This window comes from Clostridium sp. OM05-5BH, assembly GCF_003481505.1.
Taxonomy (GTDB): Bacteria; Bacillota; Clostridia; order Lachnospirales; family Lachnospiraceae; genus Otoolea; species Otoolea fessa.
Genome location: NZ_QULJ01000008.1, coordinates 43805 through 65747, shown reverse-complemented (window position 1 = coordinate 65747; position 21943 = coordinate 43805). Strand labels below are relative to the sequence as shown.

The following is a 21943-nucleotide window of genomic DNA, read 5'->3' as shown; positions in this document are numbered from 1 at the left end:
TTGCAATAATCATAACAACATTTTATTATGCTTTATATATTATCAGTCTATTAAAAATAGTTTAAAACAATAGTTGGACTATAGTCTAGTATTGATTCCATTTTGTTTTCACTAATTGAATACTCACGGGAAAGGAGGCATCTTCATGAGTGCTGAAAATCTTTTTACAACATCACGAATTGAAAACGTCAATCAGATCATTGCTGAACTTTACGACGATTCAATTCTTCTTGAAAAACGGATGGAGAGTTTTTTCCTGAACCTGAACAATATTGTTTTCTTTGAAAAAGCAAATTTTTTGTTTTACCAAAAGCAGGGACAGAATTACAAAACCCATTCCATCTACACCATCAACTGGAATGATGAACAGAAACGGCGGTATCAGGAAGAATACTGCCATATGGATGATGTTCTGTCGATTCTGGACTCCGACAGCAATGTAACTTTCCTGACTAACCAGCTGTTCAATCAGGAGGTTCGAAAAAATTCTCTTTATTTTCAGGAATTTCTACTTCCCATGGGGCTGCATGATTCCATTGAAACGAATTTTTCGATTCGGAACCGGGATCTGCGGGGTGTGTTTTCCATCCACCGATCCAACGATAAAAAAAATTTCCTGCCAGATGAATTAAGCCTTGTCCGGTTATTCCAGCCGCATTTCTGCAACGTATTTAAAAATTACGGGCGGGAGCTCAACATCGGACGGGCATTTCATGTACTGGAAAATTACAACTGCATCGGAATCGGCTGTTTTGACGATAAACTGAATTTTATCGGGTGCAACACAACCTACCATACATACATGGAGAATCATGGATTTGCAGATTTATCCAACAACCCCATTTCCAATTGTTTTCGCTCTCTTTGCCGTCAGCTGCTCCGTTCTGGAAGCATTACCGGACAAAATATCGAATACAAGATGGAAAACAGCCCTTTGTTTCTGGAGGTAAGCCGCTCCCATCTTAAGGAGGGACCAGACAACGACTGCTTTGTATGTCTGTTCTTCGATTTATCCTATGTGATGGATCGTACTCTTTCCCAGATCAGCCGGGATTTTTCCCTGACGAACCGAGAAGTAAATGTTTTAAGCCTTTTACTGCGCGGCTATTCCAACGATCAGATATCTTCCACCCTCTTCGTCAGCATCCCTACTGTCAAAAAGCATCTGGCTTCCATTTATTCCAAAATGGAAATCAAAAGCCAAAAGCAAATTCTGGAACGCCTTCATTTCTACGACAAATATTTTTCGCATTAATCTTGTTTAACCACGAAAAAAGGGAGTCCGCTCATCCTGCAGACTCCCTTTTTCGTGCCCCTTTTTACTCTAGCTTTCCTCCTTGCTCTTCCTGGGTTTCTCTTTTTTCGTTCTTGATCTCCCAATGAATCAAAAATGTAAGCATTGCCCGAAGGACAATGATGGCTCCCAAAATTCCAAGTTCCGACCATTCCCGTACCACAACCGTCCTGAGTACCTCGCCGCCCATCTTAAATTCCAACGCCAGCGCAATTCCCTGTGCCAGATTCAGGCGGATCAGCTGACGCTTGTTTCGTATCCACTGAACAAAGCAGGATACCGCTGTCGAAACCAGCACAATGATTCCAAACAATTCTAGCACGACCGTGCATATCTGTACCAAATTCTCTAACAACCAGTCTAATACTTTAATTACTTCTCCCATTACCCCTTCCTTTCCAGGTATTCTTCCCTTCTCGCTTGTGCTAATTTTATCCATTTCCTGTAGCTCAGTAAATGCGTAAACCTACTGAACCGCTACAATTTTCTTTACTATACACGCCCCATTTCAAATATGCAACTTGATTTTTATTCTGTTTTCATCTTGACAATGAAACGTGAAACTGCTACAATCCAGCTATGCAAACCACATTTGATTTGTGATAAATCTATTTTTAGTATATATGTTTTATTTCATTCATAAATATTCAGGAGGTTTTGATATGTTATTTCTCAGCGAACAAGAAATGTGGCAGTCCGTCACCTTAGAGGATGTCATGGACGCGATCGAAGATGCGTATGCGATTCACAAAAGCGGCAATTATAAGATGCCGGATCGTTTTATCGCACAGCGTGATAAAAATATGATGCTCTATATGCCGTGTTTTCTGGATTCCGTCATCGGTACAAAGATGTTATCCGAATTTCCGGACAATTCCTCTCTGGGAATTCCGTATCTGAACGGACTTATGATTTTAAATAACGCAAAGACCGGTCTGCCGAAGGCGATTATGAACGGAAGTGTCCTGACCGCAATGCGGACCGGTGCGGTCGGCGGTGTCGCACTGCGCTATCTGGCTCCAGAGGATGCTGCCTCAGTTGGTTTGGTTGGCTGCGGTATGCAGGGACTACACCAGCTTCTCTATGCCTGCGAGGTGCGCCCGATCACAGATATTTATCTGTATGACGCATACGCTAAGGATCTTTCCGGCTTTATCGAGCGCTTATCGGCGCGTCTGGCATCGTTTGGAAAAAACGACATCCAGATTCATACCTGCGCGGATACCCGTGAACTGGCTGAGCACAGCCGCGTCCTGATCTCCGCCACCCAGGCGGTCGATCCGGTCTACCCGGATGATGAAGAGCTGCTTCGCGGCAAATGCTTTGTTGCCATCGGCTCCTGGCGTCCGGAACGGCGCGAACTGCCGGATGCGGTGTGGAAACTCGTCAAGAACGCGTACACCGAGCTTCCGTATGCCTGCGAGGAGAGCGGCGATCTGAAAATTCCGCTGGAAAAGGGCGTTCTGACACAGAAGCGCGTCCACTTTATCGAGGATCTGATCGAAGATACCAAGCAGGGACATCCGCATGAGCAGAACGAGACCCGCTGCTTTAAATCAGTCGGCATGGGACTCTTTGATGTGCGGACGGCACAGCTTATCTATGAAAAAGCATTGGAAAAAGGAATTGGACAAAAACTTAATTTCTAGGAAAAATGGTTGGAATAGAAAAGGCTGTATCACCTACCGCGCGCTTCCATGCGGCAGGCAATACAGCCTTTTTCTTATTGTTATATGTGCATTAATTTTCCAGCATTTTTCTGAATCTATAGACTGGCAAATTTTTCGCTCCATATTCTTCTCTACTTATTTATATAACGGATACTTCTCACACAGTTTCGTCACTTCCGCACGGATGTAATCTGCCTTGTTCTCGAAGTCGGTAGCTGCCAGCCAGATGCACTCTGCGATGACTTCCATGTCTTCTTCTTTAAGTCCACGGGTGGTAACAGCCGGAGTACCGATGCGGACGCCAGAAGTAACAAACGGGCTTCTCGGGTCGTTTGGAACGGTATTTTTGTTCAGGGTAATGTATACTTCATCGCAGCGGTTCTGCAGCTCTTTACCGGAAATATCCATGCCGCGCAGATCAACTAACATCAGGTGGTTATCGGTTCCGCCGGTCAGAATCTTGAATCCCTGCTTCTGAAGTGCGGCTGCCAGCGCTGCTGCATTCTTCTTTACCTGAAGCTGATACTCTTTAAATTCTGGCTTCAGCGCCTCGCCGAAGCAGACTGCCTTGCCAGCGATGATGTGCTCTAACGGACCGCCCTGGGTTCCCGGGAAGATCGCCTTGTTGAAGTTGAACTTCTCAGCTGCTTCCTTATTTGCCAGAATCAGACCGCCTCTCGGTCCGCGCAGTGTCTTATGTGTGGTTGTCGTAACAACATCTGCATACGGAATCGGGCTCTGGTGAAGACCGGCTGCTACCAGACCAGCGATATGAGCCATATCGACCATCAGGTATGCGCCTACTTTGTCTGCAATTTCACGGAAACGTTTGAAATCAATCTCTCTTGCATAGGCACTTGCACCTGCAATGATCAGCTTCGGTTTTGCTTCCAGTGCAATGCGCTCTACCTCTTCGTAATCAATCACTCCATTGTCATCGACACCATACGGCACAATGTTGAAATATAAACCGGAGAAATTGACAGGGCTTCCGTGTGTCAGATGTCCGCCGTGATCCAGGTTCATGCCCATAACAGTATCACCCGGTTTCAGCATTGCGATAAATACCGCCATGTTTGCCTGCGCGCCGGAATGCGGCTGTACGTTTGCATAATCACAGCCAAACAGTTTTTTCGCTCTCTCGATCGCGATGGACTCTACAACATCGACACACTGGCATCCGCCGTAGTAACGTTTTCCCGGATATCCCTCCGCATATTTGTTGGTTAATACCGATCCCATCGCCATCATAACCGGCTCCGATACAATATTCTCCGACGCGATCAGCTCCAGGTTTCTTCTCTGACGGGCTGCCTCTGCTTCAATGGCTTCTCCCACTTCCGGGTCTGCCTCTGTAATGAACTTCATTACCTCATCTACCATGTCTGTTTCTCCTATTCTTTTCTGTCATCCATACAAAATCATCAAGTGGATTTTTCATATATAAATATAAAAAACACACTTTTGTCTCTCCGGATTTTTTATTTAAAAAAGCCTTTTTCAGGTCTCATTAAATACTGTCACCAGACGCTTCTTATGCCAGCAGCGCTTCCGCCATCTGCTCCAGCGACGGAATATCGCTCTCCTTGAGCGCCCCGCGAACCGTAACGACCGGTTCAACCACCGTGATCTCCTTCATCGCATCCAGCATTCCCTTCATCGTGCGCGCTGCACTCGGCGCCCAGGAACCGTTTTCAATCAGGGCAACGGTGCGTTTCTGGTAATTCTTGCTCTGTAAGTGGTGCAGGAAATCTGCCATAACCGGCATCACACCCGCGTCATAGGACGGTGCTGCCAATACAATTTTTCCATACCGGAATGCATCTTCCAGCGCCTCCGCCATATCACCGCGCGCCAGATCCGCGATTGCCACTTTCGGGCATTCTTTTTTCTCAAGAATTTCCTTGCATTTCTTCGCCGCATCCTCGGTGTTGCCATGCAGGGACGCATATGCGATAAATACACCCTCAGACTCGACGCCGTAGCTGCTCCAAATCTGGTATTTTTCAAGCACATGACCGATCGTCTCTTTCAGAACCGGTCCATGCAGCGGGCAGATGATCTGGATCTCAAGACCGGCTTCTTTCTTAAGAAGTGCCTGCACCTGCATTCCATATTTTCCTACAATATTGAAATAATACCGTCTCGCCTCGCAGTCCCAGTCCTCATCCACATCAAGCGCACCGAACTTGCCGAAACCGTCGGCGCTGAACAGCACCTTGTCGCAGGAATCATAGCTTACCATAACCTCCGGCCAGTGTACCATCGGTGCCATGACGAACGTCAGCTCATGGCGCCCCAGTTTCAGGGTATCGCCCTCCTTGACCGTCAGCGCACGGCTGGTATCAAGATCAAAGTACAGTTTCAGCATCGGAAATGTCTTCGCATTGCCTACCAGTGTGATTTCCGGGTACCGTTCTACGACTGCCTGGATACTTGATGCATGATCCGGCTCCATGTGGCTGATTACCAGATAATCCGGGGTTCTTCCAGCCAGTGCGGTTTCCAGATTTCCCAGAAATTCCGTCTGTTTGCGCTTGTCTACCGTATCCATGATCGCGATCTTTTCATCCATAATCACGTATGAGTTATATGAAATACCATTTGGCACCTGATACTGCCCCTCAAACAAGTCAATGTCATGGTCGTTTACACCGATGTAGCGAATATCTTCTGTGATCATTTCCTGCTTCCTCCTGTTCTTTTCGCAGCTGCTCCATCTCTTTACAGCTGCCTCTTTTTGTTCTCACAGGCATCCCGCATCCTGCTGTCAGCCTGCCTTATGATTTCATCCGTTACCTCTGACTGACTCTGAATCAGTCTTTCTCCTCAATCGCCATAATCATATCCACGCGTCTCTGATGGCGTCCGCCCTCAAATTCTGCGTTGATCCACTCGTCAACGATCATCTTCGCAAGCTCACTTCCTACCACGCGGGCGCCGAAGCAGAGTACATTGGCATCGTTGTGGCGGCGGGACATCACCGCTGTGTACGGCTCGCTGCATACGCAGGCGCGCACGCCTTTTACCTTGTTAGCTGCCAGTGAAATACCAAGACCGGTACCACAGATTGCGATACCCAGATCGGCTTCGCCGGAAACAACTGCACGACCTACCTTCTCTCCATAAACTGGATAATCACAGCTCTCGCTGCTGTCTGTACCCAGATTTAACACTTCGATTCCTTTTTCTTTCAGGAAATCCACAATAATGTTCTTCAGTTCTACCGCCGAATGGTCATTTCCAATCGCAATTTTCATCTCATCTTCTCCTCATCTGACTGACTTCCGGAACAAATGATATAGTCCGGTCATTATGGAATCATTTTAGTAAAGTTGCCGGGCAATGTCAAGACTGTGAAAATCTCAGAAATACATAAAAAGAGCGCAGAGGAAGCTCTTTCGCACTTCTCCGCGCCCTATTGTTTCTTCTATATAATAGTTATAAATCCGCCGTAAGACGTTTTCCGCTTACGCGCTATGGACAGCCGAAGCCGTCAGCTTGCCATCCGAAAGCCCGATCTCTATCGTATCGCCCGCACGGACGCCGTCCGCCAGAATCAGCTTCGCTGCCAGTGTCTCAACGTTCTTCTGCAGGTACCGTTTCAGCGGTCTTGCACCGTAAACCGGATCGTAGCCATTTTCAATGATGAAATCCTTTGCCTCGTCCGTCAGGGCAATCTTTAACTCCTTATCCGCCAGACGTTTGTTGACATCTGCAATCAGAAGCTCAATGATGCCTCCGATGTTGCCTTTCGTCAGCGGCTTAAAGAGAATAATCTCATCCAGACGGTTCAGAAACTCCGGACGGAAGTGAGCTCTCAAGTCATGCATAACGGAGCTTTCCGCCTCCGGCTTGATCTGTCCCTTTTCATCGATGCCGTCCAGCAGATACTGGGAACCGATGTTGGAGGTCATAATCAGGATCGTATTCTTGAAATCGACAGTTTTGCCGGTCGAATCCGTGATACGTCCATCATCCAGAACCTGCAGCAGGACGTTAAATACATCCGGGTGCGCTTTCTCAACCTCATCGAAGAGGACAACAGAATACGGTTTGCGCCGTACTGCCTCGGTCAGCTGACCGCCCTCGTCATATCCGACATATCCTGGCGGCGCTCCGATCAGACGGGAAACGGAATGTTTCTCCATGTATTCACTCATATCGATACGAACCATGTTGTTCTCATCATCAAACAATGCCTCCGCCAGCGCTTTTGCAAGCTCTGTCTTGCCGACACCGGTCGGACCTAGGAACAGGAACGAACCGATTGGTTTCGTCGGATCCTTGATGCCCGCTTTGGAACGGATAATCGCCTCCGTTACCTTGGTAACGCCCTCATCCTGTCCGATGACACGTTTATGCAGCAGTTCGTCCATATGCAGGGTCTTGCTGCGCTCGCTCTCGGTCAGTTTGGCAACCGGAATACCGGTCCACTTCGAAATAATCCGGGCAATCTCATCCTCGGTGACACTCTCATGTACCAGACTGAGATCCTGATTTTTCACTTTCTCTTCCTCTTCCGCCAACTGTTTCTGCAGTTCCGGCAGCTTGCCGTACTGGAGTTCAGCCGCTTTGTTTAGGTCATATGCCTGCTGCGCTGCCTGAATCTCGCCATTTACATGCTCAATCTCTTCACGCAGTTTGGACAGCTTATCAACGGAAGATTTTTCATTCTCCCACTGGGCTTTCTGGGTCGAAAAGCTGCTCTTGAGCTCTGCCAGTTCTTTCTGCAGTTCTGCCAGGCGATCCTGACTTAAGCGGTCAGTCTCTTTCTTAAGCGCAGCCTCTTCAATCTGCAGCTGCATGATACGTCTCGACAGTTCATCCAGCTCCGCCGGCATTGAATCCATCTCTGTCTTGATCATCGCGCACGCTTCATCAACCAGATCGATCGCCTTATCCGGAAGGAAACGATCCGTGATATAACGATCCGAGAGAATTGCCGCCGATACAAGCGCAGAGTCGGTAATCTTGACCCCGTGGTAAACCTCATATCTCTCTTTCAGACCACGCAGAATGGAAATCGTATCTTCCACGGTCGGCTCATCAACGTGAACCGGCTGGAAACGACGTTCCAGAGCTGCGTCTTTTTCGATGTATTTACGGTACTCATCCAGGGTCGTCGCACCGATACAGTGCAGTTCACCTCTCGCCAGCATAGGCTTCAGCATATTCCCGGCGTCCATCGCGCCCTCGGATTTGCCCGCGCCGACGATCGTATGCAGCTCATCGATAAACAGAATAATCTGTCCCTCGCTCTTCTTGACCTCGTCAAGCACCGCTTTCAGTCTCTCTTCGAACTCGCCGCGGTACTTCGCGCCCGCCATCAGAGCTCCCATATCCAGAGCAAACAATTTCTTGTCCTTCAAGCCCTCCGGGACATCGCCGCGCACGATACGCTGTGCCAGTCCTTCGACAACGGCTGTCTTACCGACGCCAGGTTCACCAATCAGAACCGGGTTGTTTTTCGTCTTTCTGGAGAGAATCATAACCACATTACGGATCTCACCGTCACGGCCGATGACCGGATCGAGCTTCTGATCTCTCGCACGTTCCACCAGATCGTAACCGTATTTATTTAAAGTGTCATACGTTGCCTCCGGATTATCGCTGACAACACGCTGGTTGCCGCGCACTGTCGAAAGCGCCTGCAAAAAGCTCTCTTTCGTAATGCCGTAGAGACGGAACAGTTCCTTGACCGCCTTATTCGGCTGTTTTAACATCGCCAGAAATAAGTGCTCGACGGAAACATACTCGTCCCCCATCGCCTTGGCTTCGTCCTCCGCGTTCACCAGCACCTTGTTGGCATCGTTGGAGAAATACACCTGACCGCCGGATACCTTCGGCAGCTTTCCAATCGCCTGCTGCACCTCATCACGGAACTGGTCGCCCGAGATTCCCATCTTTGTTATTAATTTAAAAATCAAGCTGTCTTCCACAGTCAAAAGACTGTACAGCAAATGTTCCTGATCAATCTGCTGGTTTCCATATTCATACGCCAGCTTTTCCGTATTTTGAACGGCTTCCAGAGACTTCTGGGTAAATTTACTGATATTCATAAACCTGCCTCCTTTCGAACAATCTGTGAAAACCTTTTGGTCTCCTTTTGTTCTAGCAGTAATATAACACTTGTTATTAGCACTGTCAAGAGTTGAGTGCTAATAATTTTGTGAATAATTTGTGAAAACATTTTTTTGAAAAACGGCACACCGCATTCTCATCACTAAGTAGCGAGAATGCGGTGTGCCGCTTTTCAAATCCTATTTTGTAAAATATTTCTCTTTAATGATCTCCACCGGCATCTGCTGTCCTGTCCAGAGTTCAAAGGATGCAGCTCCCTGATAGAGAAGCATGTACATACCGTTGCTGGTCTTGCAGCCTGCCGCTCTTGCTTCGCGCAGTAAACGGGTCTCCTGAGGATTGTAGATGACATCGAATACGAACAGGTCTTTGTGGAACATCGTTGTATCAGTAATGATCGTATTGTCCGTCTTCGGAGCCATGCCGACGGAAGTACCATTTACCAGAATCGCGCTGTCTGCGATGGACTGGCGCAGGATCTCCGGATCGGAGTAATCATGCAGGGTTACCTTGCATCCTGTGCGCTCGTTCAGTTTCTTTACAATCTCCTCGGCTCTCGGATAGAACGCGTCCTTGACGTTAAATACGTTAATTTCTGCCACGCCGTCTAAAGCTGCCTGTACAAGAATCGCGGTTGCGGCGCCGCCAGCGCCTAAAAGCGTCATTTTCTTGCCAATGATGTCTACACCATTTTCTGCAACTGCACGCATAAATCCGACGCCATCGGTCGTATAAGCAGTCAGAATACCGTCGTCGTTGACAACCGTATTGCAGGCGCCGGAAATCTCGGAAGCCGGTGAAACCTTGTCTGCCAGCTTGCACATGATATTTTTGCCCGGCATCGTGATATTCCAGCCGCGCGCGCCCATCGTCCGCAGTCCCTCAACCGCCTGCGGCATCTTCTCTTCCGGCACATCAAACGCCAGATATGTATAATCCAGACCCAACTGGCTGCACGCCTCGTTGTGCATCTCCGGCGAAACACTGTGTGCGACCGGGCTTCCCAGTAAACAAAGTAAACCTGTGTGTCCTGTGATATGATTCGACATCTTTTTCCCCTTTCGTTTTCTCTGTCAGAACTTTCTGAGCAGTCACATTATTTAAACTTCTTCACCTGTGCAATGATCTCCTCGCAGATCTCATTCGCTGATTTTCCATCGGTCGCGATCACAATATCCGCTGCCGCTTCATACGCCGGTCTGCGCTTCTCCATCAGCTCGGAAACATATTCCACTGTCTTATTATTTTCCAGAAGAGGACGGTCATGGTTCTCTTTGACACGCTCCAGAATCGTCTCCGGCTTCGCGGTCAGAAGTATAATCTTGCCGCTCTTTCGCATCTCCTGTACATTGATCTCGCGCATCGCTACGCCGCCGCCGCAGGATACAATCTTGTTCTTCTCGTTTCCTACCTCCTTGAGCAGGTTTGTCTCCTCGTTGCGGAAATATGCCTCGCCGTGCAGATCGAAGATCTCGGAAATGCTCATGTTGTTCTTTTTCGCGATCATTTCATCCATTTCCAATACATCCATCGCAAAGGTATTCTGCAGTGCATTCGAAACGGTGCTCTTTCCGACTCCCATAAATCCGATCAGGAAAATATTGAATCCAAACAACTCATGGGACTGGATCCGTTTGCTCCGGTAGAGGACGCTGTCGTAAACTGCCATGATTGACTTTTTGTATTCATAATCATCCAGCTTCGCAAGCATCTTGCTCTTCTTGCGCTCTTCCTCTTCTGCCTGATAAATCGGAAGTCCGTTTTTCTGTTTATAATTTGTGATCTCCTGGATAATCTGGCAGCGCATCCGCAGGGCATCGATCAGAATCTCGTCGCACATGTCCAGATCATTTCGCAGCTTCTTTAATTCATCCATCTGTCTCATCCTTCTTCACTTGTATTCATTCAAATCACTTTTGCACTTTACATTGAAAGTGTGTTTTATTATTATACCCGAATCAGGATATGAACGCAAGTGCTAATGCGGAATAGCAGGTATAACTGCAGGGGATATAGTTTAATTAGATTCCCAGCTTCTCCTTCATGTAATCCACCGGTGTTGATTTTCCTGTATACAGTTCAATCGCGATCAGCGCCTGGAACAGCATCATGCTCATGCCGTTGTATACGCGGGTGCAGCCAGCTTCTTTGGCCTGCTTCATCATCACGGTCTCACGCGGTGCATATACTGTATCAGTTACGATCAGATCCTTGCGGAAATAGGACGGATCCGGGATATTGGACAGATCCTCCAGCGGGTGCATACCAACGCCGGTTGCATCACAGAAAATGTCTGCTTCGTGCATTTTCTCTTTTAAGAGTGCCAGATCGCCCAGGTCATGCATCTCGGCCTTGCAGTTAGAGTTCTTGTTGATGATGTCAACGATCTCCTCTCCGCGTGCATAGAACTTATCTTTAATATTGAAGATATGCAGCTCTGCAATGCCGTCCAGTGCGCCGCGTACTGCAATGGCGGTTGCTGCGCCGCCGGTACCGATGAGAACCATCTTCATTCCCTTGAAATCAATACCTTCTTCCTTGATTCCCTGCCAGTAGCCCATACCGTCGGTGTTGTAACCCTTCAGGTATCCGGTTACATTGCCGTCTTTGTCACGGGTGTTGACTACAGTGTTGATCGCGCCGCACAGCTTTGCAGCCTCGTCTACCTCATCCAGATATTTGTGAACGACGGTCTTGTTCGGCATGGAGATGTTGGAGCCCAGCATCTTCAGCGCACGGATACTCTCAACCGCTGCTTCCAGGGTATCGTTGTCTACCTCGAACGCAAGCTGGATAACATCGTCTCCATTTTTGTCATAGGCAAGGTTGTGGGTGGTCGGAGACTGTGTATGACGGATCGGGTAAGCCATTAATCCTACTAATTCGGTATGTCCTGTAATGTTTGGCATGATAATTTCCTCTTTTCTTCTCTATTTTTATAATCAAATAAAACGATATCATTCGTTCAGCGAACAGTCAGAATCTTTCAAATGCAATATTCAATTTCTTACTCCAACGGTGCCAGCTCTAAAAATCCTCTCGCTTCCAGCACGTTCAGAATCGCACGTCCTTCCATCGTTCCCTCCATGATACGACGAGCGCGGACGGAATCTCCGATCGGGTAAATGAAAGTATCTGTGTTGTCAAATGCCTCTTCGAGCTGTGCCAGAATCGGATTGTTGGCGCGCATTCCCAGACAGTTGAAACCGAGGTCAAAGTTCAGATCCTCGATCGTGCCATCCGACAGCTTCACGGTAAATGCATTTTCTTTGACTTCCTGCAGCGCAGTATTCACATACTCTTTCACACCATATTTGTCGTGTGTCTCACGCATGGAACATTTCGTGATCGGATCTGCCAGCATACCAATCTGCGGGAGCATATCCACGATGGTACACTCCGCGCCGCGCGGTGCGAAATACTCCACAACATCCAGACCAACGGAGCCGCCGCCGACTACAACCACTTTTTTGCCCTTGCAGAAATCATCCGGGTATTCTCCGGCTTTTACTTTCTGAATCATCTCGAAAATGGTATCGACATGACCGGCTGCGATGTTTTCCTTGAGTCCCTTGATCGGCGGAACGACTGGAACGGAACCGGTTGCGTTGACAATGATATCCGGCTTGAACTGTTTGATCTTGTCCACGGTTGCCTCGCAGTTCAGGAAAACATACAGGTTTTTCAGTCTCTTCGCACGTGCTTCCAGATATTTCGGGAAGTCTTTCATACGGTTCTTGCTTGGCAGGTCGGAGATAAAGGTGGAAAGTCCGCCTAATTTACCACTCTTTTCTAATAAGAATACGTTGCATCCAACCTCGGCTGCCGTGCAGGCTGCTTCCAGACCGGCTGTACCGCCACCGACTACAACTACGTTGCAGTTTTTATTGACTTTCAGCTTCTTATAGATATCACCCTCCGGAACAGCCGGGTTGACGGTACAGCGGATCGGACGGTTGACGCCGATTCGGTTGCCCGCACAGCCAACGTTACAGGAGATACATTTACGGAGAATCTCCTCCTCGCCGTTCTGCACCTTGCTGACCCAGTTCGGCTCTGCAATGAGTCCGCGTCCCATGCCGACAATATCGACATCGCCGCTCTCCAATACTTTCTCAACGACCTCCGGATCGCGGTAGTTGCCCGCATTGATAACCGGTTTACCAAATTTATCCTTCACGGCTCTTGCCATGTAGGAACGCCAGCCATCCGGCAGGAAGTTCGAGTCAATCTGATACTGTAAGGACGGGTTCAGACCGCAGGATACATCGTACATATCTACGTACTCATCCAGATATTCGAGGTATTCCAGTGTGTCTTCCAGCGTGTTGCCGCCCGGCACGCGCTCTTCCGCAGAGATACGGACGATGATCGGGAACCACGGACCTACATTTTTCCGCACCTCTTCCAGAACCATCTTCGGGAAACGGAGACGATTCTCGACGGAGCCGCCGAATTCATCGGTTCTTTTGTTGTAATACGGGGAAATAAACTGACTCATCAGATAAGAATGACCACAGTGGATCTCAATCGCATCAAATCCGATCGCCTGTACACGTTTCGCCGCCTCGCCGTATTTTTTTACGGTCGTCAGGATCTCTTCCCTTGTCATCGGACGCGGAATCTCGCCGCCTGCCTTGGTCGGGATATTGGAGGAAGACACCGTCTCCATACCTGTTCTGGCAGAGGATGCAGAAGCGCCCGCATGGTTGACTTGAATCGCTACCATCGCGCCATTCTTGTGAAGATTCTCGACTAACTGATAGTAACGCGGCATAAAGCTGTCGTGATCGATGCGGATCTGGCTTGTGCCATTGGAACCAACCGGATATTCGATATTGGCATTCTCCAGAATAATCAGACCAGTTCCTCCCTTGGCACGCAGGGAATAATAATTCATATGGCGGTTGCTCATCTCACCGCTCGTCTCGCCATAGTTAGTACCCATCGGCGTCATGGCAACACGGTTTTTGATCGTCATGCGCTTAATGGTAATCGGTTCAAAAATTTTGGGGTATTTGCTCTTCATGATGAAATTCTCCTTCTCCATTGCATGAGAGGCATCCCTGTGTTTGTGACACTTTTATCATAACCGTTTTGCTTAAAAATTAACAATATCTTTCAGGTAAATTTTCAATACGTTTTTGCTATCGGTTTCCCGTTCCGCCTGCAGACCGTCCTGACGCGCCTGCTGTTTCATATATTCAATAAAGCGTTCCACCGCCGGAAGCCGGTAGCGTTCTTTCATCCAGAACATAAAAATCTGGTGATAAATGTCCAGATTTTCAATCGGATGAATGCAGACTCCCGGAGCAAGCTCCAGAATGTCCGTGCGCGGCATCAGTGCGATGCCAAAACTCTCCCGCACCAGCGCGACGATCGAATATTCGTCCGGACACTCCACAATGATGTCCGGCTGGATGTTGTATTTCGCATAGAGTGCGCGGGTGCGCGTCCCCATCCAGGAGTCCTTATCGTATCCAATTACCGGATACCGGTTCAGCTCCGCAAATGGAATTCTCTCCCGCTCTGCCAGCGGATGATCCTTCGGTGTGATGATGACAAGCTTCTGGTTCGCCACCGGGAAAAATTCCATCTCATCCTTTTCCAGACAGCCGCCAAAGCCTACATCTAATTCACCCGTTTTTACCTTTTTTGCAATTGCCGGTGTGTGATTCTGCCAGAAATTAAACACAACCTTTTGATTTTCCGGCTGTTCTAAAAAGAGCTTGACCCGGTGCGGGATATAGTGACCGGCCAGTGGAAAGACGTAACCGATGTCGATCTTTCCCCCATCCATCGAAATCTCCCGCATTTTCCCGACCGCGATGTGGCAGTCTGTGAGAATCCGGTCCGCGTACTCCAAAAACATCCTCCCCGCCTTCGTCAGGGTCACCCCGCGTCCTTCTTTTTCAAAGAGCGTCACGCCCAGCTCATTTTCCAGTGATGCCATCGACCGGCTCAGGGATGGCTGTGATATATATAATTCCTCCGCCGCCTGATGATAATTTTCCAGATTCGCTATCTTCTGAAAATATAAAATCTGATTCAATGTCATTCCTAACGTCCCCCATCTTTATGTATCCTAGTATTAACTCTTCGCAATATCAACCGTAAATGCATCGCACCAAACGTTCATAATCGTTACTGTTCACGCATACGTGCCCAGTAACGGAATTTGCCGTGGCTTCGCATTTAAATACGGCAAATTCCTGCTGCCACCACGTTTTCTTACGGCACTTTCGGTTCCAAAAGTGCCTACCCGTGAACAGTAACCCATAATCATATTTATAACACATTAATGCTTAAAATGCATTGTTTTTTTGCTATAAAAGTATTAGACTTCGGCTATAATAATTATTAGAATAAAGGCATCAAACGTGTTATTTTTCTAACACTAAAACAGAACTTTTTATATCGGCATCTCCTTTGTGTTTGTGACAGAACACCAGCCATCATCCGCCCGGTTTCCGAAACGGTAGCACGACAGGCGGATCTTGAATTAAGGAGAAAATCATGAACAAGAAATATCTGCCAAGTGCACTTATCATGTACTTAAACTACTTTATCCATGGCGTCGGCTGTTCGATTCTCGGACAGGCAGTCATCAAGGAAGCGCTTGCCGCAGCCTGGGGCGTTGAGGCAATGGCGATCACCGCGATTTCCGCTGCTTTAGGACTCGGACGTCTGATTGCACTTCCATTTGCCGGACCACTTTCCGACAAACTGGGACGCCGCATCTCAACCGCGATCGGCAGCGTCTCCTACGCGGTTTACCTGATTGGACTTGCTTTCGCTTTCAGCGCCGGACAAAACGGCGGCTATCAAATCGCTTATGTATGTGCAATCATCGGAGGTATCTCCAATTCGTTCCTTGATACCGGTATCTATCCGGCGGTTGCCGAGATTATCAGCAGCGCTCCGGGTGTCGCTACCATGGGAATCAAATTTTTCATTGCGATCGCGCAGATGCTTCTGCCGTTCGTACTCGGTGTTGCTGTGACAACCACCGCCACCGGCATGGTATCTTACAATCCGTTATTTATCGGATGCGGTATTATTTACGCTGTTTTATTTGTACTTATTTTCCTGTTCCCGCTGCCAGATTCTGAGCAGAAGGCAGAGGGCAAATCCGAGGGACTCATCGCCAGCTTAAAACACACAAATTTTTCGTTTGAGTCCATCGCCATGATCGTGATTGGTTTCACCTGCACCGGTACCTTCCAGTTATGGTTAAACTGCGCGCAGAACTTCGCAAAAGAAAATGCAGGCTGGGCGAACCCGTCCATCATGCAGACCTACTATTCCGCAGGTACCCTGATGGCGCTCGTTGTCACCTCCCTGCTGACCCGTAAAATCAAGGATGTACGTTTCATCCTCGTTTACCCGGTTATCTGCCTCGTTACTTTGGTTGCCGTACTCATCGGTCACAGCCAGACCCTTATGATTGCAGGCGCTTTCATCATCGGCTGGGCAGGCGCGGGCGGTCTGTTACAGATTGTAACCTCCGTCTGCAACATGCTGTTCCCGAAGATCAAGGGAACCGTAACTGCACTGGTTATGATTGCTTCTTCCTTATGTAATTACACAATTTTGACTGCCGCTTCCAAAATGGCACCATCCCATGTTATGATAATGAATATCGTACTGACTGCCATCGGCGTTCTCTTGGGACTCTTTGTCAATGCCCGCTACGCGAAAATGGTGTCTCTGGCAGAAAGCGACGAATAAATATTTATTGATAAAATGAAAGGATTCTCTGATTATGAATACTATCAAAGTTAGAAATATCGAAATCGGCTCCGGCACACCGAAGATCATCGTTCCGATCGTAGGCGTTACCAAACAGGAAATCATCGACGAGGCCAAAACGTTTGATTCTATTCCGGTTGATATGGTAGAATGGCGTGTAGACTGGTTCGAAGGTGTCTTTGATTTTGAGAAGGTAGAAGACGTCTTAAAGGAACTGCGTGCCGTTCTCGGCGAGACTCCGATTCTGATGACCTTCCGTACCTCCAAAGAGGGCGGCGAGAAATCCATCGAGCCAGAAGATTACGCAAAGCTGAACATCAAGGCAGCTCAGACCGGCTATGTTGATTTCATTGACGTAGAGATCTTTACCGGCGACGCGATTGTAACCAAGATCATCGACGGCGCACATGCGGCTGGCGTGAAAGTCATCGCTTCCAACCATGACTTCCACAAGACGCCGGAGAAATCCGACATCATCTACCGCCTGCGTAAGATGCAGGATATGAATGCAGATATCCCGAAGATCGCAGTTATGCCGCAGAACAAGAAAGATGTTTTAACACTTCTCTCTGCCACTGAGGAAATGACTTCCCTCTATGCGGACCGTCCAATCATTACCATGTCGATGGCTGGCACCGGCGTTATCAGCCGTCTCTGCGGCGAGGTATTTGGTTCTTCCATGACCTTCGGCGCTGCCAAGAAAGCATCCGCACCGGGTCAGATGGGCGTAAAGGATCTGGAGACTGTACTGGGACTGCTTCACAGTGCGATGTAATATCTGGCTTATCCAGTTATTCGGTTACTGTTCACGCTAACGTGCCCAGTAACTGAATTTGCCGTGGCTTCGCATTTAAATACGGCAAATTCCAGCTGCCACCACGCTATCTTACGGCACTTTCGGTTCCAAAAGTGCCTATATTATACTTTTAGCCACCTATTTTTTTACTCCCGGAAATCCCTGTACCTGCGGGTACGGAGGGATTCTCCGCGAGACACTCAAGACCTGCTACCTCCATCGCAGGTCTATTATTGTTATCAAGCGGCACATCCGTTTTCAAACGTGCCTGCATAAACAGCAACCTATTATCCGTATTTACAAGGGGATTATTCATGAAAAAAACACTTCACTGGCTGGATGAAAACCTGGAAGAATTTCTGCTGGTTGTCATGCTGGCTGCGATGACACTCATTATGGGAATCCAGATATTTTCCCGCTACGCGCTTGGGCAGTCTCTGTCCTGGTCCGAGGAGGTTACCCGTTTTCTCTTTATCTGGAGCGGTTTTTTAAGCGTCAGCTATTGCAGCAAAAAGTGCCTGTCTATCAAGATCGAACAGTTCGTCGCTGCCTTTCCACGCAGAGGTAAGGCTCTTTTTAAGGTTGTCAACCACACCTTTGAGCTGATTTTTTTCCTCTATATGATCCCATTTGCATACTCTTACATGATGTCCGCCATTCACAGCGGACAGTTATCCCCCGCCTGCGGGATTCCGATGTACTATATTCAGGCAGCGCCGTTTGTTTCCTTTCTTCTGGTAACATTCCGCATTCTGCAGCGCTGGATCATCGAATTTAAGGTTGCCCGCGGCGAAGATGTCTACGATCCGGCCCACCCGGAGCGCAATACACCGGAATCCTTTATCCATGCAAATGCAGATATGCCGGAAAAGGAATCCAATGAAATCGAATCTCTCATCGAGGCAAATACACCATCTGGAAAGGAGGAATACTGATGCCTGCTGCTCTCTTATTTGTTATCTTTGTCGTGCTGCTTGTCATCGCGATCCCGGTATCGATCACGCTCGGTATCGCCTCGGTTCTCCCTTCCGTTTTTGACCCGTCCTTCACGGTCGGCGCTAAGTATCTGATCCGCGCCATGTTCGGCGGACTGGATTCTTTTCCCCTGCTCGCCGTGCCGATGTTCGTCTTATCCGGCATCATCATGGCAAAGGGCGGTATTTCCAAGAAACTGTTTGACGTATTCGCCTTCTTTCTTGGCAATTTTACCGCCGGTATGCCATGCGCGGTCATCGTGACCTGCCTCTTCTACGGCGCTATCTCCGGCTCTGCCCCGGCAACCGTCGCAGCCGTCGGAAGCATGACGATCCCGATTTTAAGCGCCCTCGGCTATGACCGGACTTTCTCTACCGCGATCGTGGCAGTCGCAGGCGGTCTGGGCGTTATCATTCCGCCGAGTATCCCGTTTATCATGTACGGCATGGCGTCCGGTGCCTCTGTCAGCAGCCTGTTCTTAGCCGGCGTCATTCCGGGTCTGATGATTGGTCTGCTCCTGATGCTGTATGCCATCTATCACTGCCGACGTTACGGTGAAGATAGAGAAAAAATCCACGCTGAAATCCATCTGCTGCACGAAAAAGGACTGTTCCGGGTGCTGCGCGAAAGCTTTTTCGCTCTCTTAAGCCCGGTCATCATCCTTGGCTGTATCTACAGCGGCATCGCCTCCCCCACGGAAGCAGCAGTTATCTCCGTTTTCTATGCCTTGTTTGTCAGCCTGTTCCTCTACCGGACCATGAAATTTCGGGATATCCCGCCGATTTTTGTGGAAGCGATCCGCACATTCACACCGATCCTCTTTATTCTGGCAGCTTCCACGGCATTTTCCAGAGTCCTGACCCTGATGCAGGTGCCGCAGGCGGTCAGCAGCTTTATCCTGAAGCATTTCAACAGCCCGGTCATGATCCTGCTTGTCATCAACCTGTTCCTGCTTATCGTGGGAATGGTCATGGATACAACCCCGGCGATCCTGATTCTGACCCCGATCCTGCTCCCGATCGTGACAGCAATCAACATGGATCCGGTCCAGTTCGGTGTGATCATGGTTGTCAATCTGGCAATCGGCTTCGTAACCCCGCCGATCGGCGTCAACCTCTTTGTCGCCAGCTCCCTGACCGACGTCCCGATCATGGCGATCGCCAAAAAAGCGATGCCGATGATTGGATTGTTCCTGTTGGCGCTGCTGCTGATTACGTTTATACCGGCTTTGTCGCTGGGATTGTTATAATGCTGAATGGACGCTTGGAAATGTTGAAGTTCTGAAAGATTTCATATAACGACTTGCTTCACGCTTTCATATGTGAATGGAATATTTCACATATGAAATGGATGTTTTTAAATTTGAAAGGATCTCCCATTATGATTTATATTTCAAACTTAGTGTCCCGCCGATGCCGGACTTCTTCCCGATTCGCTGCGGCGCTCATTTCTTCCTCGGTTCTTTTATTCGGTGCCTCGCTCGCGCTGAGCGGCTGCGCCTCCAGCAAGGAAGAACAGCGCTATTCCTGGCCACTGGCGACCGCCAGCCCGGAGGACACGGTAACGCAGCTGTTTGCCGAAAAATTTGCGGAGGAAGTACATGACTTAAGCAACGGCGCAATGCGGATTCAGGTTTACGCCAACTCCACACTCGGCGGTGACCGCGACCTGCTCGAAACATGCGCGGACGGCGATATCCCGTTTGTCGTGCAGAACACCGCCCCTCAGGTTTCTTTCATGAAGGATCTCGCCGTTTTTGACCTTCCATGCGTCTTTGATTCGCTGGATGACTGCCGCAAAAAGCTGGATGATCCGGATTTTTACAATCTCATCAGCCAGGTGTACACCGACGGCGGTTACCACCTGCTCGGCATGGCAGATCAAGGATTCCGCATCATGAGCACAAATAAACCAGTTTACTCCCTGGCAGATTTCAAAGGGCAGAAAATCCGTACCATGGAAAACAGCTATCATCTCGCATTCTGGAAAGCAATCGGCGCCAATCCGACGCCAATGACCTTCAGCGAGGTGTATATCGGTCTCCAGCAGCACACGATCGACGCGCAGGAGAACCCGTATGAGGTCATCGTCTCCAACCGTCTCTACGAACAGCAGGATTATGTGGTCGAGACGAACCACCTGCCGCATCTGATCTCCTTGATTGTCAATGACGATTTCTTCCAGAACCTGACTCCGGAAGAACAGGAAATCATGACGCAGGCAGCCAAAACCGCGACCGAGTATGCCAGAGAACAGTCCGACGCGCGCATCTTTGACCGTATCGCTACGATCGAAGCGAGCGGCACCGCGATTTTAACTCTCTCGGATGAAACGCGCGATGCCATCCGGGAGGCGGCTGGAAGCGTATATGAGAATATCCGCGAGAATATTGATCCGGAAATTTATGACGCATATATGGAGCCATAACCTCATCCTCTTTTACCGTCTGCAAAAAAAGTTCATACAAAATTCAAAAGCGGATATACTGACCATCTGGTCAGTACATCCGCCTTTTCTCATGTTTCAATCATTCCGCGAAACTTTTTATCTGCCTTGCGGACAGCATCCCGTTTCGCTTCATCCTGGCACTGCGCTTCAATTATTTAGCTTCTTCTGCGTCAGCCTCTTCATCGGTCTCCGGTACATTGTTGTGAACCGCTGTGACGGTAGCAACTACTGCCTCCAGATCGGTCAGAATATCAATGTCTTTATCTTTTGCGATCGAAAGGTCTTTGACACGAATCGTATCACCAATCTCCATCTCACCAACATCAACTTTGACTTTCTCAACCAGTGCAGCCGGTAATGCACGGTACGATACTTCTTTCAGTACCTCCTGCAGAACGCCAGCTTCTACCTTGTCGTGGTTCTCGAAGATAATCTCAGCAACGGAATGAACCTTCTCATTGCTTACCAGCGCCTGGAAATCTATTTCTACAACCTGATTTGCCATTGCATCATAGTCAACTTCCTTGATCAGGACATCGTAGACTTCGCCTTCTACATCCAGCATAATCTGTCCGCCCTTGGTCTCGTTCTTCAGCAGACGATCCACGTCTTTCTTTTCCATCTTAACAGGAATGGAGCCCTGAATCTTCTTGCCAAATACGTTGCCTGTTACATAGCCTTCTCTTCTGAGTCTCTTTGCCTTAACATCCATGCTTCTTTTTTCAGCTTTTAAAGTAGTCATTTGTCTTTTCCTCCAAAAATCTGATCTGCGCCTTCCGCACGCCCTGTGTGGAAAACACATTGTGCTTAGCAGCCCTCAGCCATGGGGTTTTGTTAAGTATCTATCTCCTTGTTACGGCTCATATTATAGCAGGGTTCTCTGAAAACGATTCACTAAAAATAAAAATATTTCGGCTTTATTTT

At 48.5% G+C, this 21943-nt stretch carries 18 protein-coding genes; 7 read left to right on the top strand and 11 right to left on the bottom strand.

Annotated elements, in window-relative coordinates:
- The first annotated feature begins 145 nt into the window (after window positions 1-145).
- On the top strand, window positions 146-1255 hold the full coding sequence (locus DXB70_RS10755; protein ID WP_118629596.1) for a helix-turn-helix transcriptional regulator: 1110 nt from the start codon (window positions 146-148) through the stop codon (window positions 1253-1255).
- Between the two features lie 64 nt (window positions 1256-1319).
- Here the strand turns inward: DXB70_RS10755 and DXB70_RS10750 are convergent, their stop codons facing one another.
- A complete protein-coding gene (locus DXB70_RS10750; RefSeq protein ID WP_118472544.1) occupies window positions 1320-1679 on the bottom strand; it encodes a DUF1622 domain-containing protein in 360 nt (119 codons plus the stop codon).
- Between the two features lie 277 nt (window positions 1680-1956).
- On the opposite strand from DXB70_RS10750, the gene DXB70_RS10745 reads away from it, so the two are divergent.
- On the top strand, window positions 1957-2943 hold the full coding sequence (locus DXB70_RS10745) for an ornithine cyclodeaminase family protein (RefSeq protein WP_182431310.1): 987 nt from the start codon (window positions 1957-1959) through the stop codon (window positions 2941-2943).
- 156 nt (window positions 2944-3099) lie between these two features.
- On the opposite strand, the gene glyA is transcribed toward DXB70_RS10745, so the two are convergent.
- The 9 genes from glyA to DXB70_RS10700 form a co-directional block, all read right to left on the bottom strand.
- Complete coding sequence (gene glyA, locus DXB70_RS10740) at window positions 3100-4347, bottom strand: serine hydroxymethyltransferase (protein WP_022358816.1); 1248 nt, start codon at window positions 4345-4347, stop codon at window positions 3100-3102.
- A gap of 151 nt (window positions 4348-4498) precedes the next feature.
- Window positions 4499-5647 carry an FprA family A-type flavoprotein gene (locus DXB70_RS10735; protein ID WP_107001855.1) on the bottom strand — a complete coding sequence of 383 codons (1149 nt, stop codon included), beginning with the start codon at window positions 5645-5647 and terminating at the stop codon, window positions 4499-4501.
- Between the two features lie 133 nt (window positions 5648-5780).
- Complete coding sequence (gene rpiB, locus DXB70_RS10730; protein WP_022358818.1) at window positions 5781-6224, bottom strand: ribose 5-phosphate isomerase B; 444 nt, start codon at window positions 6222-6224, stop codon at window positions 5781-5783.
- 210 nt (window positions 6225-6434) lie between these two features.
- The gene (gene clpB, locus DXB70_RS10725; RefSeq protein ID WP_107001854.1) at window positions 6435-9026 is read right to left on the bottom strand and encodes an ATP-dependent chaperone ClpB; all 2592 of its coding nucleotides are present in this window, start codon (window positions 9024-9026) and stop codon (window positions 6435-6437) included.
- A gap of 201 nt (window positions 9027-9227) precedes the next feature.
- Window positions 9228-10097, bottom strand: coding sequence for a shikimate dehydrogenase (aroE, locus tag DXB70_RS10720; RefSeq protein WP_118673299.1), 870 nt, complete (start codon window positions 10095-10097; stop codon window positions 9228-9230).
- A 47-nt stretch (window positions 10098-10144) separates the two neighbouring features.
- The gene (locus DXB70_RS10715) at window positions 10145-10924 is read right to left on the bottom strand and encodes a shikimate kinase (protein WP_107001851.1); all 780 of its coding nucleotides are present in this window, start codon (window positions 10922-10924) and stop codon (window positions 10145-10147) included.
- Between the two features lie 145 nt (window positions 10925-11069).
- On the bottom strand, window positions 11070-11957 hold the full coding sequence (locus DXB70_RS10710; RefSeq protein WP_022358823.1) for a shikimate dehydrogenase: 888 nt from the start codon (window positions 11955-11957) through the stop codon (window positions 11070-11072).
- Window positions 11958-12055: 98 nt separating this feature from the next.
- Window positions 12056-14077, bottom strand: a complete 2022-nt coding sequence (locus DXB70_RS10705) for an FAD-dependent oxidoreductase (RefSeq protein ID WP_118673298.1) — start codon at window positions 14075-14077, stop codon at window positions 12056-12058.
- 72 nt (window positions 14078-14149) lie between these two features.
- Complete coding sequence (locus DXB70_RS10700; protein WP_118673297.1) at window positions 14150-15106, bottom strand: LysR family transcriptional regulator; 957 nt, start codon at window positions 15104-15106, stop codon at window positions 14150-14152.
- 458 nt (window positions 15107-15564) lie between these two features.
- On the opposite strand from DXB70_RS10700, the gene DXB70_RS10695 reads away from it, so the two are divergent.
- The 5 genes from DXB70_RS10695 (at window position 15565) to DXB70_RS10670 (ending at window position 20998) form a co-directional block, all read left to right on the top strand.
- Window positions 15565-16779, top strand: coding sequence for an MFS transporter (locus DXB70_RS10695; RefSeq protein WP_118673296.1), 1215 nt, complete (start codon window positions 15565-15567; stop codon window positions 16777-16779).
- Between the two features lie 31 nt (window positions 16780-16810).
- The gene (aroD, locus tag DXB70_RS10690) at window positions 16811-17575 is read left to right on the top strand and encodes a type I 3-dehydroquinate dehydratase (RefSeq protein ID WP_347559616.1); all 765 of its coding nucleotides are present in this window, start codon (window positions 16811-16813) and stop codon (window positions 17573-17575) included.
- Between the two features lie 335 nt (window positions 17576-17910).
- Window positions 17911-18531 carry a TRAP transporter small permease gene (locus DXB70_RS10680; RefSeq protein ID WP_118673294.1) on the top strand — a complete coding sequence of 207 codons (621 nt, stop codon included), beginning with the start codon at window positions 17911-17913 and terminating at the stop codon, window positions 18529-18531.
- Window positions 18531-19820, top strand: coding sequence for a TRAP transporter large permease (locus tag DXB70_RS10675; protein ID WP_118673293.1), 1290 nt, complete (start codon window positions 18531-18533; stop codon window positions 19818-19820). The genes DXB70_RS10680 and DXB70_RS10675 overlap by 1 nt, the downstream gene beginning before the upstream one ends.
- Window positions 19821-19951: 131 nt before the next feature.
- Entirely contained in the window at window positions 19952-20998 is a 1047-nt protein-coding gene (locus DXB70_RS10670; protein ID WP_107001903.1) for a TRAP transporter substrate-binding protein, read from the top strand.
- A 172-nt stretch (window positions 20999-21170) separates the two neighbouring features.
- Here the strand turns inward: DXB70_RS10670 and DXB70_RS10665 are convergent, their stop codons facing one another.
- The gene (locus DXB70_RS10665) at window positions 21171-21761 is read right to left on the bottom strand and encodes a 50S ribosomal protein L25 (protein WP_118673292.1); all 591 of its coding nucleotides are present in this window, start codon (window positions 21759-21761) and stop codon (window positions 21171-21173) included.
- Window positions 21762-21943 lie beyond the last annotated feature (182 nt).

Coding starts and splice junctions, on each gene's coding strand:
- DXB70_RS10755 (WP_118629596.1), top strand. CDS start 146: ATGAGTGCTGAAAATCTTTTTACAACATCACGAATTGAAAACGTCAAT.
- DXB70_RS10750 (WP_118472544.1), bottom strand. CDS start 1,679: ATGGGAGAAGTAATTAAAGTATTAGACTGGTTGTTAGAGAATTTGGTA.
- DXB70_RS10745 (WP_182431310.1), top strand. CDS start 1,957: ATGTTATTTCTCAGCGAACAAGAAATGTGGCAGTCCGTCACCTTAGAG.
- glyA (WP_022358816.1), bottom strand. CDS start 4,347: ATGGTAGATGAGGTAATGAAGTTCATTACAGAGGCAGACCCGGAAGTG.
- DXB70_RS10735 (WP_107001855.1), bottom strand. CDS start 5,647: ATGATCACAGAAGATATTCGCTACATCGGTGTAAACGACCATGACATT.
- rpiB (WP_022358818.1), bottom strand. CDS start 6,224: ATGAAAATTGCGATTGGAAATGACCATTCGGCGGTAGAACTGAAGAAC.
- clpB (WP_107001854.1), bottom strand. CDS start 9,026: ATGAATATCAGTAAATTTACCCAGAAGTCTCTGGAAGCCGTTCAAAAT.
- aroE (WP_118673299.1), bottom strand. CDS start 10,097: ATGTCGAATCATATCACAGGACACACAGGTTTACTTTGTTTACTGGGA.
- DXB70_RS10715 (WP_107001851.1), bottom strand. CDS start 10,924: ATGGATGAATTAAAGAAGCTGCGAAATGATCTGGACATGTGCGACGAG.
- DXB70_RS10710 (WP_022358823.1), bottom strand. CDS start 11,957: ATGCCAAACATTACAGGACATACCGAATTAGTAGGATTAATGGCTTAC.
- DXB70_RS10705 (WP_118673298.1), bottom strand. CDS start 14,077: ATGAAGAGCAAATACCCCAAAATTTTTGAACCGATTACCATTAAGCGC.
- DXB70_RS10700 (WP_118673297.1), bottom strand. CDS start 15,106: ATGACATTGAATCAGATTTTATATTTTCAGAAGATAGCGAATCTGGAA.
- DXB70_RS10695 (WP_118673296.1), top strand. CDS start 15,565: ATGAACAAGAAATATCTGCCAAGTGCACTTATCATGTACTTAAACTAC.
- DXB70_RS10680 (WP_118673294.1), top strand. CDS start 17,911: ATGAAAAAAACACTTCACTGGCTGGATGAAAACCTGGAAGAATTTCTG.
- DXB70_RS10675 (WP_118673293.1), top strand. CDS start 18,531: ATGCCTGCTGCTCTCTTATTTGTTATCTTTGTCGTGCTGCTTGTCATC.
- DXB70_RS10670 (WP_107001903.1), top strand. CDS start 19,952: ATGATTTATATTTCAAACTTAGTGTCCCGCCGATGCCGGACTTCTTCC.
- DXB70_RS10665 (WP_118673292.1), bottom strand. CDS start 21,761: ATGACTACTTTAAAAGCTGAAAAAAGAAGCATGGATGTTAAGGCAAAG.